This is a genomic window from Streptomyces sp. NPDC104371 (assembly GCF_055583785.1).
The window spans coordinates 135,486-150,343 of the sequence record NZ_JBVJNF010000012.1; the positions used below are offsets into that span (position 1 = coordinate 135,486).

Genomic DNA, 14,858 nt, shown 5'->3' on the forward strand with positions numbered 1-14,858 from the left:
CGCAGGAACCCCAGTTGAGGGTCACTGGGGCTGGAAGCAGAGTTCCAGTGCCTCGTCCTTGCCCGCGTCCGGGTGGGTGTGCATCCAGGTGGTGGCGTACCGCCGTACGGCGTCGTGGTGGGGTGTCGCGTCGGGATGGACGGCCAGGCGGGACAGCACCTTCCAGGCCGGTCGGCTGAGGCTGTGCAGGGCGAGCCAGTCGAGGGCGCGCCGGACGGCTTCGGGGGAGGGTGTTCCGGCCATCCGCGTGCCGTTGAGCATGGGCGATATGACGTAGACGGCGTCCTTGTCCCGGCCGTGTTCGTCCAGCCAGTCGGTGGCGCGGACGAGGGCCGCTTCCCGGACGGGGACGGGGAGTCGCTCGAGTTGCAGCAGGTGGCAGAGGACCCAGGTGGCCTTGCGGTGGCGGGGGTGGTGGTCGAGCCAGGCCAGGGTGGCCTCGGCGGCGGCCTCGGAGCCTGCGGCGTGGGTGGTGCGGCAGCGGCGCAGGACGGCGTTGAGGAGCCGGTACTCCCGGTAGTCGGTGAAGTCCGGGTCGAGCAGGGCGAGTGCGTGTCGCTGGATGCGTTCTTCGGTGCCGGGGGGCTGGGGGGACCAGCCGAGCAGGTGGATGACGGGGTGGTCGGCGGTCAGCGGCAGGCCGGGGTGGCGGTCGAGCCGGTCGAGGACGGCGGTGGCGGCGCGGCGCTGCTGCTCGCTGGTCATGTCGTCGCGGCTGGCCAGCAGGACGTTGACGAGTGCGGCGGTGGTGCCGGGCCGGGTGGGGTCGTCCGGGGCGTCGGGGTCCTCCTGGTGGGGGGCGGTGTGCTCCAGCCGGTCCAGGGCGTGGTCGATCGCGGTGGTGGTGTCGAGGTCGGCTTCGGCGAGGCTGCCGGTGGTCAGATAGTGCAGAAGGCTGGCGTTGACCGGGAAGTGGAGCAGCGGGACGAGGACGGCTCCGGCGTCGGTGGTGCTGCCGTGGAGTTCGAGCCAGTGGAGGGCCTGGGCTATGCCCTGGGCGGCGGCGTCGTGGTCCGCCGACTCCCGGGCCCGGTGGAGGTAGAGGCCGAGGACGACGTTGGCCTCCTGGAGGGAGCCGTGTTCGCGCAGCCAGGTCCCGGTGTGGTGCAGGGTCCGCCGGGCCAGCGGTGGGGGCAGGTGCTTGAGGTGGAGGAGCCCGGCGAGGTGGTCCCGGTCGCGGTCGCGGGTCGGGGGGTGGGCATCGAGGCGCTGGACGACGGCCTGTGCGGCGCGGTGGGCCTGTTCGTCGGTCAGGCGGGTGCCGGGGGCGAGCAGGTACTGGTGGACGTAGGTCTTCTCGGCGGTGGTGCCGTGCCGGTCCAGCCAGTTCAGTGAGGCGTCGATGATCCGCTCGGTGACGGTGGTGGTGTCGTCGTCGGGGGTGGGCAGGTCACGGCGTTTGATCAGGTGGCGCAGGACGTAGTCGGCGGTGAGGGTGGTGCCGTGCCGTTCGAGCCAGTTCAGGGCGTGGTCGATGTCCTCCTGGAGGAAGGGCAGGTTCTTCTTCCGCAGGAGCGCGAACAGCCGGTCCATGACGAAGGACGCCTCGGGGGTGGTGCCGTTCTGCGAGAGCCAGGCCCGTGCGTCCGAGAGGGCCTGGCGGATCATGCGGTCGTGGTGGTCGTGCCAGCGGAAGGAGCCGAGTACGGCGGTCAGGACGAAGCAGGCGGACTTCCCGCGGCGGCGGTCGGCGAGCCACTTCAGGGCGATCTTCCCGATGTGCTCGGCCAGTTGGGGCGCGACTTCGGGGCGGTTGAGGACGGCGGTGAGCACGAAGGAGGCGCAGTCCCGGCTGCCGTGGACGAGCAGCCAGTCGCGGGTGGCTCTCGACAGGCGCAGCCAGTCGTCCGCCGAGTCGAGGTCGCCGGTGCGCATCAGGGCGGTCAGGAGGCGTTCGGTGTCGAGGTCTTCGCGGAGCCGCTCGGCGAGGTCGACGGCGGCGGTGCTTGCGGCTCGGGCGACGGCGGGGCCGTGGGTGTCGTGGCCGAAGAGGTGCGGGAGCTTGTGCCGGGAGGTGCGGGCGGTGCCGTGGGCGTCGAGCCAGGCGAGGGTGGCGGTCTCCAGGTACTCCCGGTATTCGGTGGTCAGGCCGGGGACGCGGGCGAGGGTGTTGACGAGGAGGAGGCTCTCGGGGTCCGTGGCGGTGTGCTGGTCGAGGTAGGCGCGGGCGTGCGCGAGCAGGACCTCGGGGACGGGCTGGGCGCTGTTGCGGATGGCGTCGGTGAGGAAGAAGCGGACGTCGGCGGGGCCTGGGGCCCGCGCGGTCCAGGGGGCGGCCACGGTGTCCCAGGTGTCGATGACGGCCCGGCGCCAGGGCTCGGCGGAGACCATCGTGACGAGGGCGCGGCGGCCTTCGGCGGGTGAGCTGAGCAGCATGGCGAGGACATCGCCGGCGTGGGCGGCGAGCCAGGTGCCGCAGGCCTGGGCGAGGGCGGTGCGCAGCCGGTCGTTCTGGTCGGCGCTCCAGCGGCCGAGGTGTTCGACGGCGCGGCGGAAGGAGGGGGTGTCGCCGAGGAAGCTGTCGAGGAGGGTGCCGAGGGACGCGGTGTCGAGGCCGCCGACGCGGCTGAGGCAGCTCTGTGCGAGGAAGTCGTCGGTGACGAGGTCGTGGAAGGTGTCGAGGACGTCCGCGCCGTCGGGCAGCAGCCAGCCGAGGGTTTCGAGGTCGCCGATGATGCCCGCGCTGTCGTGCGTGCCGTGAGCGCCTGCGGTCAGGCAGCGGTCGACGGCGTGGGTGACGGCCTGGCGGGGCTGGGCGCAGGCGAGGGCGGCGACGGTGCTGGCGAGCAGGACGGTGCGGTGCGGTTCCGTGCCGTCGCCGTTGCCGACGACGGCGAGGTCGGCGCGGGTGCGGCGGCGGAGCCAGTCGGCGAGGGCGGGCAGGGAGGGGAGGGTGGGGCTCTGGCCGTCGAGGTGGTCGCGGTCCGCCCGGCCTTCGAGGGCGAGGCCGTACATCAGGGCGACGGCGGGGCGGGTGCCGCAGATGTCGGCGAGCTGGGCGGGGCCGAGGGCGGCGAGGGAGGCGGGGGCGACCTTCTCGAAGATCCGCTGGGCGACGGCTCGTTGGTGGGCTTCGTCCTGGGGGAGTTCGACCTCCTCGAAGAGGGTGCGGGAGCCGCGGTCCTGGACGGTGTGCAGGGCGCCGGGGCGTACGGAGGCGAGGCAGGCGATCCGGGCGTGCGCCTCGGTGCGGTCCCGGCCGTCGGCGCTGTCGTAGCGGTCGATGGCCTCGTACTGTTCGCCGTGCAGGAGGTCGGCGAGTTCGCGCAGGTCGACGCGCTGGTACTTGTCGAGGTAGTCGAGGACGACGAGGACGGGGACGTCCGGCTGCTGGGCGATCTCCTCGCGGAGTTCGTCGGTGAGGGTCTGGTGGGTGACCTCGTCGGCGGGGTCGAGGTGGAGGACCTTCCATCCGCTGCGGTGGGCGAGGGCGGCGATCTCCAGGCAGGTACGGGTCTTCCCGGCGCCCGCGACCCCGGTCAGCAGGGCGCCGCGCGGTGGCTTGCCGAGGGCGCCGCGGTCGGGGTCGGACAGCAGGGCGAGGACGTTCTCGGGCCGGGCCGGGTGCTCGGGGTCCGCGGGCGGCACATAGGGCAGGCCGTCGTCCTTGAGGTAGGTGCCGCGGGCGCCGAACCGGCGGAGCTTGTCGCCGTGGTCCAGGAGCCAGGCGGGCCGTCTGCGGCCGGGGACGGCGGCGTAGCGGTGCAGGTCGCCGGTCCAGGTGCGGGTGTCGATCCAGGGGACCTGCCGGTCGCCGTTCTCGGTCATCCGGCTGCGGACCTTGTCGATCAGGCCTGCGGGGTCGGGTGGCCAGGGCGGGGTGGCGGCGCGGAGTTCCTCGATGAACGCGCCGGTGAACGCGGCGCCTTCGCCGCTGAGGCCGTTGGAGGCGACATCGCCGTCCTGGGTGGCGTACACGCTCATCACGGAGGACCGCTCGAACTGTCCTTCGGAGAGGCGGTAGCCGGCGTAGCCGTCGATGCCCTCGACCTCGGCGAGGGGGACGCGGCAGGCGTCCACGAGGAGGATCTTGGCCGCGATGTGTTCGTAGCGGGGGCTGCACAGCAGGGCGCGCCGGAGGTTGTCGGCGTCGAGGGTCAGTTCGCGGCCCGGTGCGGCGTCGGCGTAGAAGAGGAGGTGGTGCTGGGCGCCGGGGGCGAGGACGCCGTGGCCGCTCCAGGCGAACCACAGCAAGTCGGCTTCGGTGTCCGGCAGTTCGTCGTCGAGGAGCTGCCGCAGGACGTCGTGGGTGGCGTCGAGCGGGTCGAGGCCGAGGGCGCGGGCGCGCTCCGCGACGGTCTGCGCGCGGTGGGGCGCGGGTGAGACACACAGGCGTATGTTCCGCGCGGGGACGCCCGCGTCGCGCAGCCAGGCCGCGTGGCGCAGGGCGTCGTCCGCGGGACCGTGCAGGGGGTCGAGAAGGTCGCCGTACGTCTCCACGCCGACCAGCAGCGCGTGCGTACGGGCCGGGTCGACGTCCCCGTGCCCGGGTGCTCTGCTCACACAGTCTCCTGGAGGAGGGCGGAGAGCGTCCGCTGGACCTCGGGGTTGGGGAAGTAGGCGCTGTGCGCGGCGGGGAAGGGCTGGCCGCTGTTCAGTTCCACATCGGTGACGCGCCCGGGGAAGAGGGGTGCGGCGGTGAAGCCGAGGAGGTCGCGGCGGTCGTAGATGTTGGTCCAGGCGGGGAAGTGCTCGGGCAGCGGCTTGCCGGGGGCGAGGCTGGGCAGGGCGCCGATCTCGTAGAGGTGGGCCGCCTGCGATCCGACGGTCACCAGGCGCTGGACGCCCGGGAGTCGCTCATGGACGAGGAGGTCGACGGCGGCGATGCCGCCGAGGCTGTGGGCGAGCAGGACGACGGGGCCGTGGCGGCGGCTGACCTCGGTGACGCGGTCCCTGATGAACGTGCGCAGTTCGTCGCCGCGGGCCACGTACTTGAGGACGTCGCCGAGCAGGGGGTGGACGTGGTCCGCCATCAGGGTGCCGCGGTTCTTGTCGGCGGCGCGCATCACGCCGAACCGCTGCGCGGCCCACCAGGAGGCGCGCAGTACGGTGCGGCCCACGCCCCTCGGCTGGCCGCCGAGATGGCCGGTGACGATCGCGACGGCCTGGTCGCGTTGCCCGGTCGTCCACAGGACGGGTGCGCCGCGGCGCAGGGCTTCGCCGAGGAACCGGGCGACGGCGGCGGTGGCGATCGCGCCGGGCAGTTCGCCGGGGCCGAGCCCGCGGGTCAGGGCCTCCTGGGCGGCGGCGCTGTCGAGGACGGCGGTCATGGCGGTACGGAACGCTTCCTCGGCGGGGCCGAGCAACTGCCGGAGTTCCTCCGGGGGGTCGGCGGCCAGGGCGCGGGCCCGGGACTCGACCTGGGGTCCGGAGCGGTCGCCGAGCCGGGTGCCCTTGCGGGGGCCGCCGCGGAGCAGGGCGAGGGGGTCCTCGTAGAGGGTGCCCCACAGGACGACGTCACGGTCGTCGTCGGAGAACGGCTCCTCGGAGGAGGGCGGCGCCGGTTCCTCGGTCGGCGTTCCCGTGCTGGGAAGCGCGGCCCGCCCGACGTCCTGCGGCACTCCGCACGCGTCCCCCCAGTAGCAGTCGTGGACCTGGGCCGGCAGGGAGGCGCGCAGCAGCGCGAGGGTGTCCCCGTAGGCGGGCTGTCTCACCCCGGTTCCGTGGACGAACAGAAGGTCGGCCATCACCACTCCCCCGGGGCCGCAGGCGCCCCATGCGTCAACGTGCGTTCATCTTAAGGAACTTGGCGGTGCGCCCAAGAGGTTCCCCGAGCCCTCGGATTGACTTCGCGCGACCGGATGGCGAAGGATCGCCGCCATGCCTTCTGCCCTCTCCTTCTCTCAGGGCACGGTCGCGGTCGTGCGGTTCGGGCGGCGTGCGGCGATGGGTACGGTCGCCGCGCTGATCCTGATCGCCGGTGTCTGGGCCTCCTGGGGCACCGCCCACCATGTGATGCTGACGAAGGGCCGCGAGCAGGGCACGATCACGGTCGCCCGGTGTTCGGACGGCACTTGCAGCGGCCCGTACCACCCGGTGTCCGCGGGCTCGACGGCCCGCGACCGGGTGCTGATCGACGACGCGGTGGGCGTACGCCGGGGCGCGGTCCTCACCGTGGTCGTCAAGCCGGGCTCCGACGAGGTGGTCCGCAGCGGCCCGTCAGGCGTGCTCTACGCCTGGCTTCCCCTCGCGGGCGCGCTCCTGCTGGCCTCGGTCGTGGTGGCGGGCGGCCTGCGCAGACCACGTGCGGGCTGGGCGATCGGAGCCGCGGGGTTCGCGTGGGTGACGGTGACGTTCTTGGCGGTGCGGTAGCCGGGTGAGCGAGCGGTGCCCCCGTACTCCTTCGAGTACGGGGGCACCGTCGCGCGGAGGCCTCGGTCAGCCGGTGTTGCGCAGGCCCGCGGCCACGCCGTTGACGGTCAGCAGCAGGGCTCGGGACAGCAGCGGGTCGGCTTCGGTGCCCGTGGCCGCCGCTTCGCGCTGGCGGCCCAGCAGGGCGACCTGGAGGTAGGAGATCGGGTCGAGGTAGGCGTCGCGGATGGCGAAGGTCTGCTTCAGGACGGGGTTGTGGTCGAGCAGTTCCTTCTCGCCGGTCACCCGCAGGATCTGACGGACGGTCAGGTCGTGTTCGGCCTCGATGGCGGTGAAGACGTGCCGGAGGTCGTCGGGGACGAGGGTGTCGACGTAGTGGCGGGCGATCCGCAGGTCCGTCTTGGCCAGGGTCATCTCGACGTTGGAGATGAAGTTGCGGAAGAAGTGCCACTGTTCGTGCATCTCGGCGAGGACGCTGTCGAGTCCGGCCTCGTGCAGCGCCTTGAGGCCGGAGCCGACGCCGTACCAGCCGGGCACGATCTGCCGGGACTGCGTCCAGCCGAAGACCCAGGGGATGGCGCGCAGGCCGTCGAGGCCCGCGCCGGAGTCGGGGCGCCGGGAGGGCCGGGAGCCGAGGTGGAGATCGGCGAGCTGGTCGACCGGGGTGGAGGCGAAGAAGTACGCGGGCAGGTCGGGGTCCTCGACCAGCTTGCGGTAGGCGTCGTGGGCGGCGTCGGAGACGAGGTCCATCGCGGCGTCCCAGCGGGCCAGCGCCTCGTCGGACTGGCGGGGGGCGGTGTGCAGCGCGGAGGCCTGGAGGGTGGCGGCGACGGTGAGTTCCAGGTTCTCCCGGGCCAGCGACGGGATGAGGTACTTGTCGGAGATGACCTCGCCCTGTTCGGTCACCTTGATCTCGCCCTCCAGGGTGCCCCAGGGCTGGGCGAGGATGGCGTCGTGGGTGGGGCCGCCGCCGCGGCCGACGGTGCCGCCGCGGCCGTGGAAGAGGCGCAGGCGTACGCCGTAGCGGTGGGCGACGTCGCGCAGGCGGCGCTGGGCGCGGTGGATCTCCCACTGCGAGGTGGTGATGCCGCCGAACTTGGAGGAGTCGCTGTAGCCGAGCATGACCTCCTGCACATCGCCGCGCAGCGCGACCAGACGGCGGTAGGAGGGGTCGGCGAGCATGTCCTCCAGGATCGTGTCGGCGGCCTTCAGCTCGTCGGTGGTCTCCAGGAGCGGCACGATGCCGATCTTCGCCCAGCCGGCGTGCAGGTCGACGAGACCGGCCTCGCGGGCGAGGACGGCGGCGGCGAACACGTCGTCCGCGCCCTGGCACATGGAGATGATGTACGACTCGATGACCTCGGGCCCGAAGGCCTCCATGGCCCGCTTGACCGTCTCGAACACGCCGAGGGTCCTGGCACCGGCCGTGTCCAGCGGGGCCGGGGTGGGGGCGAGCGGGCGCCGGGAGCGCAGCTCCTTGGCCAGCAGCTTGTGCCGGTACGCGCGCGGCATGTCGTCGTAGCGCCAGGACTCCTCGCCGAGCCGGTCGAAGAGCTGGCCGAGGGCGTGGTGGTGGGCGTCGGCGTGCTCGCGGACGTCCATGGTGGCGAGCTGGAGGCCGAAGGCGGCGAGCGTGCGGATGGTGCGGGCCAGGCGGCCGTCGGCGAACAGGCCGCCGCGGTGGGCGCGCAGCGAGGTCTGGATGATGCGCAGGTCGTGCAGCAGTTCGCGGGTGCCGAGGTAGTCCCGGCCCGGTTCGTGCTGGGTGCTTCTGGCCAGGCGCTCCTTGGTGTTGAGCAGCTTCTGGCGCACGCAGGTGGCCTTGAGCCGGTACGGCTCCTCGGCGTTGAGGCGCTTGTAGCGGGGGCTGATCTCGGGCAGCAGGTCGAGGTCGGCCTGGAGGGAGCGCAGGAGGTCCTCGGTGGCGCCGGTGTAGCGGATCGACGGGGAGAGCAGGCCGCGCAGTTCGTCGATCATCTCCAGCGCGTCGTTGATACCGTGCTCGTGCTGGAGGATCAGCACCTCCCAGGTGACCTCGGGGGTGACGTTGGGGTTGCCGTCGCGGTCGCCGCCGATCCAGGTGCCGAAGGTGAGCGGGCGGGTCTCGTCGGGCACCTTGACGCCGACGCGTTCCAGTTCCGCGGTGAGGTCCTCCAGGACGTCGCCGACGGCACCGGCGTGCAGTTCGTCCAGGTAGTAGACGGCGTTGCGGGCCTCGTCGGCGGGTTCGGGGCGGGTGACGCGCAGTTCGTCGGTCTGCCAGACGAGGTCGATGTTCTCCGCCAGGCGGATGTCGTGGCGGCGCCGGTCGCTCTGGAGGACGGGCATCTCCAGGAGTTCGGCGATGCGCCGGAGCTTGTTGAGGACGGAGCGGCGGGCGGCCTCGGTGGGGTGCGCCGTGAACACCGGGCGCACGTTGAGGTTCCGGACGCTCTCGTGCAGGTGTTCGGGGTCGGCGTCCTTGAGCCGGTCGGCCGTCCGGGCGATGAGACCGCCCTCGGCGGCGCGCTTGGCGCGCAGTTCGCGCCCGCGGTGCACCTGCTCGGTGACGTTCGCCAGATGGAAGTAGGTGGAGAAGGCACGGACCAGCTTGGCCGCGGTCTCCAGTTCGGTACCACGCAGCAGTTCGGCGGCGGCCTCCCCGTCCTCGCGGGTCAGCCGGCGGACCCGCTCGACCAGTTCCAGGAGTTCGGGTCCCTCCTGCCGGACGAGAGTCTCACCGAGCAGGTCACCCAATCGGCGGATGTCGGCGCGCAACGCACTGCTGGTCGTCGTGGTCTGGTCGTCGGCACTGCTCACAGGTACGGCTCCTTGCAGTGGGGAAGCTCTCCGGGAGGGGCCCGGACGGGTGCCGTGCACGGGGGGTGCCGCATACGGAACGGGCATCCGGGAAGTAAACAGAGCGGACCGCGCTGTCCGACCGCTTCCCAGGATAGGTCGCCGCCTGTTCGCGCAGGCTCACGGGCTCTTGCCGCCGGGCGGCGCGCTGCCATACTTACGACTCCGTAGGTTACGGACCCGTAGGGTCTCTCGTCCGATCGTTCGATCCCGGGAGTTCCCGGCCCGTGCCTGCGCCCCCGGCCACGACCCTCGACCCCACAGGGGACGCCCATGACCACGCGCTCCGATGTGTCCGAAGACGCCGACAAGGCGCCCAGGGGCACTTCCCTGCCCTCCGCCACGCTGGGCGGCGAGCAGAAGCGCTCGCTCGAGCAGATCACTCTCCTGCTGTTCATCACCGTCCCGTTCCTGGCGCTCGTCGCGGCGGTGCCGCTGGCGTGGGGCTGGGGGGTGAGCTGGCTCGATGTGGGCCTGCTGGTCTTCTTCTACTTCCTGGGCTGCCACGGCATCACGATCGGCTTCCACCGCCACTTCACGCACGGTTCCTTCAAGGCCAAGCGGCCCTTGAAGGTCGCGCTGGCGATCGCCGGGTCGATGGCCGTCGAAGGCCCCCTGGTGCGCTGGGTGGCCGACCACCGCAAGCACCACAAGTTCTCGGACGCGGAGGGCGATCCGCACTCCCCGTGGCGGTACGGCGAGACGGTTCCCGCGCTGCTGAAGGGCCTGTGGTGGGCCCATATCGGCTGGATGTTCGACGAGGAGCAGACACCGCAGGACAAGTACGCGCCGGACCTGATCAAGGACCGGGACCTGCGGATGATCTCCCGCCAGTTCGTCCTGTGGACCGTGGTCTCCCTGCTGCTGCCGCCGCTGATCGGCGGGCTGGTGACGATGTCCTGGTGGGGCGCGGTCACGGCGCTGTTCTGGGGGTCCCTCGTCCGGGTGGCGTTGCTGCACCACGTGACCTGGTCGATCAACTCGATCTGCCACGCGGTGGGCAAGCGGCCGTTCAAGTCGCGGGACCGCTCCGGGAACGTGTGGTGGCTGGCCGTGCTGTCGTGCGGCGAGTCGTGGCACAACCTGCACCACGCGGACCCGACGTCGGCGCGGCACGGCGTGGAGCGCGGCCAACTGGACTCCTCGGCGCGGTTCATCCGCGTCTTCGAGCGGTTCGGATGGGCGTACGACGTGCGCTGGCCGTCACGCTCGCGTATCGATTCCCGTCGCAGCGCGGACCCGAAGGGCTCCCGGCGCGGGAAGGTCGGCGCCGACGCGGCATGATGGACGGTGTGGCGACCGACTCGAGTACCCCCAGCAGCGAGAAGCCGCGGCGCACCCGCCGTACCCGGATGACCGGTGCGGAGCGCCGCCAGCAGTTGCTGGAGATCGGCCGGACACTGTTCGCCGCCAAGGGCTTCGAGGCCACGTCGGTGGAGGAGATCGCGGCGAAGGCCGGGGTGTCCAAGCCGGTGGTCTACGAGCACTTCGGCGGCAAGGAGGGGCTGTACGCCGTCGTGGTGGACCGCGAGATGCGGCGCCTGCTGGACATGGTGACCGGCTCGCTCACCGCCGGGCACCCGCGTGAGCTGTGCGAACAGGCGGCCTTCGCTCTCCTGGACTACATCGAGGAGTACACGGACGGCTTCCGCATCCTGGTCCGCGACTCCCCGATCCCGCAGTCGACGGGGTCCTTCGCGTCGCTGATCTCGGACATCGCCACCCAGGTGGAGGACATCCTGGGCCGCGAGTTCAAGAGCCGCGGCTTCGACCCGAAGCTCGCCCCGCTGTACGCCCAGGCGCTGGTCGGCATGGTCGCGCTGACGGGCCAGTGGTGGCTGGACGTACGCCGCCCGAAGAAGGCCGAGGTCGCCGCGCACCTGGTGAACCTCGCGTGGCACGGCCTGGACGGCCTGGAGCCGAAGCCGCGCCTGATAGGCCACCGCAAGAACTGAGGGCGCGCCCGCCCGGTCACCCGTTGTGATGACGCTCATGCGTTCCCGCGGCTACCGTGGGCATACAGGCCCAGAATCCCGTTCATGGGAGGGATCACCATGACAGCCGAGCCGATCGCCGAGCCGACCCCCGAGCCCGCCGACGAGCCCGGCACCCGTTGGCCTGTGCCGCCGCCCGGCGGATACACCGTGGACGACCTGTTCACCCTGCCGGACCTCCCGCCGCACACCGAGTTGATCGACGGGAGCCTGGTCTTCGTGAGTCCGCAGCGGCGTTTCCACAACAAGATGATGCAACTCCTGGTGAACGGCCTGCAGTCGACGGTTCCGGGGAGCTTCAGCGTCGAACGGGAGATGACCGTTGTCCTGGACCGCCGCAACGGCCCGGAACCGGACATCAGCATCGTCCGCGCGGAAGCCGTCACCGGCCTCGATCAGACGAGGTTCCAGGCCGAGGACGTGGTCCTCGTCATCGAGGTCGTCTCCCCCGACTCCGAAGCCCGCGATCACGACACCAAGCCGCGCAAGTACGCCGCGGCGGGTATCCCCTGCTTCTGGCTGGTCGAGATGGCTGAGGGCGACCAGCACCCGGTGGTCAGGACCTACGAGCTCGACCCGGTCGGCAAGACGTACGCGCTGACCGGTATCCACCACGACAAGCTCGACATCTCCGTGCCGTACGCCATCGACATCGACATCACGTTGGAGGCGCTCAAAGCGCTCTAGGACCGCCCAGGTGGAGCTGGACGTGGTCGACGGCGCTCAGCATCGCTCAGCGCCGCTTCGTCGCCACGGCGAAGATGCGGCGGAACGGGTACACCGTGCCGTGCGGGGTCGACGGGTACGCCTCGCGCAGGACCGCCCGGTACTCGGCGACGAACTCCTCCGCGTCGTCGCCCAGTTCGGTGAGGACCGGGCGCAGTCCGGTGCCCTTCACCCAGTCGAGGACCGGGTCCTCGCCCTGCAGCAGATGCAGATACGTCGTCTCCCAGACATCGGCCGTGCAGCCGAGCTCGACCAGGCGCGCCACATACGCCTCGGGGCTGAGGACCGCGTCGTCGTGGACCAGGGTGTGTCCGAGGCGGTCCTTCCAGCGGGCCGATTCCGCCAGGTCCCGCATCAGCAGATGGCTCGGGGAGTCGAAGTTCGCGGGGACCTGGAAGGCGAACGTGCCGCCGGGGGCGAGGCCCGCGATCCAGTCGGGGAAGCGGTCGGCGTGGCCGGGCGCCCAGTGCAGGGTGGCGTTGCTGAAGATCAGGTCGTGCGGCACGGACGGCGTCCAGGTACGGACGTCGGCGTCGGCGAAGTCGAGGCGGCCACCACCCGCGGTCCGGCCCTCGTGGTGGGTGTGGGCCGCGTCGAGCATCTCGGGAGAGTTGTCGTAACCGGTGATGTGCGCGGTGGGCCAGCGGTCGGCCAGCAGGGTGGTGACATTGCCGGGGCCGCAGCCGAGGTCGGCGATGCGGGGCCGGTCGCCGGGCAGCTCGGGGACGCGGGCGAGCAGGTCGAGGAAGGGGCGCGCGCGGTGGTCCGCGTGGCGCAGGTACTGACCGGGGTCCCAGGTCGGAGTGGCAGCCATGGGTGGGTCCTCCTCGTAATCACCGGATGTCGGGTCCGCGGCGCGGCCTCGGTGGGTCCAGCCTCACACCCCAAGTATCTCTACGTCAAGAGAGTTGATATCAAGAGACTGCACGTCAAGAGACTTCATGTCGACACAACCACTACACTGATCGCCATGGAGGACGAGGTCGATCGGCTGGTCGCAGCGTGGCGCCGGGAGCGCCCGGACCTCGACGTGGAACCACTCGAGGTGCTCAGCCGGGTCAGCAGGCTGGCCCGGCATCTGGATCGCGCGCGCCGACTGGCGTTCTCCGAGCACAGCCTGGAGCCCTGGGAGTTCGACGTCCTCACCGCGCTGCGGCGGGCCGGCAGCCCCTACCAGCTCTCCCCCGGCCAACTGCTGACACAGACGCTGGTCACCTCCGGCACGATGACGAACCGTATCGACCGCCTGGCGAAGAAGGGCCTGGTCGAACGGCTTCCGGACCCGAGCGACCGCCGGGGCGTCCTGGTGCGTCTCACCGAGGAAGGCCAGGACCGGGCGGACCAGGCGCTCTCCGGGCTGCTGACACAGGAACGCGCGATCCTCTCGGAGCTGAGCCCGGCCCAGCGTGGTGAACTGGCCGCGCTGCTACGGCAGTTGACGGCACCGTTCGACAACATCCCCAGCTAGCGCATCCGTCGGGGCGGGTCACGACGAAGCGCGCGTCACGACGAAGCGAGGGTCGCCTGTCCGGCTGCCAGGTCGGCCGGGCCGATCCCGGCGCGGCGGGCGAGGGCGACGGCGGCGAGCGTGGAGTGGACGCCCAGCTTGCCGAGCACGTTCTGCATATGCGTGCGGACGGTGTGCGGAGAGAGGAACAGCCGCTCGGCCACGGCCTTCCGGCCGAGCCCGGCGACCATGCAGCGCAGCACCTCCCGCTCCCGCGGCGTCAGGGACTCCACCAGCCGCTCGCTCTCGGTGCGGTGCTTACGGGCCGCGGTCAGTTCGCGCAGCACCCCGGTGAGCAGCGCGGGCGGAAGGTGGGTCTCCTCCCGCAGCACGCCCCGGATGACCGTGAGCAGCCGGGAGAGCGAGCAGTCCTTGGCGACCCAGCCCGAGGCGCCCGCCTGCAACGCGAGGGCCGCGCGGCGCGGATCGTCCTTCTCGGCGAGGACGACGGTACGCACGCCCGGCTGCCCGGTGCGCACCCCGGCGACGAGCGAGATGCCGTCGACCAGCCCGTCCTCGTTGCCCGCCTGGACGGGAACCGCCGGGCGCGGGCCGGGGACATGGCCCCCGAGGTCCGCGTCCACGAGCATCACGTCGAAGCCGCGGCCTTCCGACGCCGCCCGCTCCAGACAGCGCAGCGCGGCCGGGCCGCTCCCGGCCGCGGACACGTCCACATCGGGCTCGGCGGCCAGGGCGGCGGCGAGCGACTCGGCGAAGATGCGGTGGTCGTCGACGACCAGGACTCGGATACGCACCACTGAAACCCCCACTGCTCGGGGGACGGCCGGCGCGGGTACGGCGCCCGGTGCGCCCCCGGTTGGTCACCTGGGACGGGGCGACACAGCCGCACGGCCGCCGCCGCGCTGGAACTGGTACCCCCACCCCGGGCGTCGTACCCGACTGTCTCGCCCCCTGATCGGCACCGGCCCCCACCGGTGCTCCTCACAGCGTAGGGCCGCGAGCCGGGAGCGGAAGGAAATTTGCAGAACTGATGGACTGACCCGTTTATGGTGAGCCACATGTTTCGGATAGAGACAGAAGTCGACAAGGAACGGCGGGATCTGCTCCACTCCCGGCTGCTCGACACGAACACGGCGGCGTCACCGGAGCTGCGCGCGTTGCGCGGAACCCCTCGCGAACGCGAAGTTCCGCTCCATGTCTGGGCGTTGGACGCGGCGGGCGAACTGGCGGGCGGGGTGGTCTGTCACACCTGGGCGGAGTGGCTGCACGTCACGTATCTGTGGGTGGACGCACCCCATCGGGGAACGGGCCTCGGCACGCGCCTGCTCGCCGAGGCGGAGCGCGTCGCGCGCACGGAGCGCGACTGCCTGGCCGCACGCGTGGAGACCTGGGACTTCCAGGCCCCGGAGTTCTACAGGAAGCAGGGCTACGAGGCGGTGTCCGTGATCCCGGACTACCCGCCGGGGATCACGGAGTACATCCTGACGAAGCGCCTGCGGTGAGGTGATCCGGCGGTACCG

The 14,858-nt window shown here is 71.8% G+C and carries 11 protein-coding genes; 6 read left to right on the plus strand and 5 right to left on the minus strand.

Annotated elements, in window-relative coordinates; genetic code table 11:
• Positions 1-21 precede the first annotated feature (21 nt).
• Both ACZ60T_RS29915 and ACZ60T_RS29920 read right to left on the minus strand, forming a co-directional pair.
• Positions 22-4,503 carry a caspase family protein gene (locus tag ACZ60T_RS29915; protein ID WP_469668740.1) on the minus strand — a complete coding sequence of 1,494 codons (4,482 nt, stop codon included), beginning with the start codon at positions 4,501-4,503 and terminating at the stop codon, positions 22-24.
• Positions 4,500-5,687 carry a lipase family protein gene (locus tag ACZ60T_RS29920; protein ID WP_469668741.1) on the minus strand — a complete coding sequence of 396 codons (1,188 nt, stop codon included), beginning with the start codon at positions 5,685-5,687 and terminating at the stop codon, positions 4,500-4,502. Before ACZ60T_RS29920 ends, ACZ60T_RS29915 begins: the two co-directional genes overlap by 4 nt.
• 133 nt (positions 5,688-5,820) lie before the next feature.
• Here ACZ60T_RS29920 and ACZ60T_RS29925 point away from each other — a divergent pair, with 133 nt between their 5' ends.
• A complete protein-coding gene (locus ACZ60T_RS29925) occupies positions 5,821-6,312 on the plus strand; it encodes a hypothetical protein (protein WP_469668742.1) in 492 nt (163 codons plus the stop codon).
• A gap of 66 nt (positions 6,313-6,378) precedes the next feature.
• Here ACZ60T_RS29925 and ppc read toward each other — a convergent pair whose 3' ends face one another.
• On the minus strand, positions 6,379-9,111 hold the full coding sequence (gene ppc, locus ACZ60T_RS29930) for a phosphoenolpyruvate carboxylase (RefSeq protein WP_469668743.1): 2,733 nt from the start codon (positions 9,109-9,111) through the stop codon (positions 6,379-6,381).
• A gap of 312 nt (positions 9,112-9,423) precedes the next feature.
• On the opposite strand from ppc, the gene ACZ60T_RS29935 reads away from it, so the two are divergent.
• From ACZ60T_RS29935 to ACZ60T_RS29945, 3 genes are all read left to right on the plus strand, one after another.
• Positions 9,424-10,434 carry an acyl-CoA desaturase gene (locus ACZ60T_RS29935; RefSeq protein ID WP_469668744.1) on the plus strand — a complete coding sequence of 337 codons (1,011 nt, stop codon included), beginning with the start codon at positions 9,424-9,426 and terminating at the stop codon, positions 10,432-10,434.
• Positions 10,431-11,105, plus strand: coding sequence for a TetR/AcrR family transcriptional regulator (locus ACZ60T_RS29940; RefSeq protein ID WP_252425230.1), 675 nt, complete (start codon positions 10,431-10,433; stop codon positions 11,103-11,105). The genes ACZ60T_RS29935 and ACZ60T_RS29940 overlap by 4 nt, the downstream gene beginning before the upstream one ends.
• Positions 11,106-11,189: 84 nt before the next feature.
• Positions 11,190-11,831: a Uma2 family endonuclease gene (locus ACZ60T_RS29945; protein ID WP_469668745.1), complete on the plus strand. Its 642-nt coding sequence runs from the start codon at positions 11,190-11,192 to the stop codon at positions 11,829-11,831.
• Between the two features lie 46 nt (positions 11,832-11,877).
• On the opposite strand, the gene ACZ60T_RS29950 is transcribed toward ACZ60T_RS29945, so the two are convergent.
• Entirely contained in the window at positions 11,878-12,684 is an 807-nt protein-coding gene (locus ACZ60T_RS29950) for a trans-aconitate 2-methyltransferase (RefSeq protein ID WP_365624242.1), read from the minus strand.
• Between the two features lie 156 nt (positions 12,685-12,840).
• Here ACZ60T_RS29950 and ACZ60T_RS29955 point away from each other — a divergent pair, with 156 nt between their 5' ends.
• A complete protein-coding gene (locus ACZ60T_RS29955) occupies positions 12,841-13,338 on the plus strand; it encodes a MarR family winged helix-turn-helix transcriptional regulator (RefSeq protein WP_365624244.1) in 498 nt (165 codons plus the stop codon).
• A 35-nt stretch (positions 13,339-13,373) separates the two neighbouring features.
• Here ACZ60T_RS29955 and ACZ60T_RS29960 read toward each other — a convergent pair whose 3' ends face one another.
• Positions 13,374-14,135 (minus strand): response regulator transcription factor, encoded by a 762-nt coding sequence (locus ACZ60T_RS29960; protein WP_365624246.1) that lies wholly within the window; start codon positions 14,133-14,135, stop codon positions 13,374-13,376.
• Positions 14,136-14,384: 249 nt separating this feature from the next.
• Between ACZ60T_RS29960 and ACZ60T_RS29965 the strand changes: the two genes are divergently transcribed.
• Positions 14,385-14,840, plus strand: coding sequence for a GNAT family N-acetyltransferase (locus ACZ60T_RS29965; RefSeq protein WP_365624248.1), 456 nt, complete (start codon positions 14,385-14,387; stop codon positions 14,838-14,840).
• Positions 14,841-14,858 lie beyond the last annotated feature (18 nt).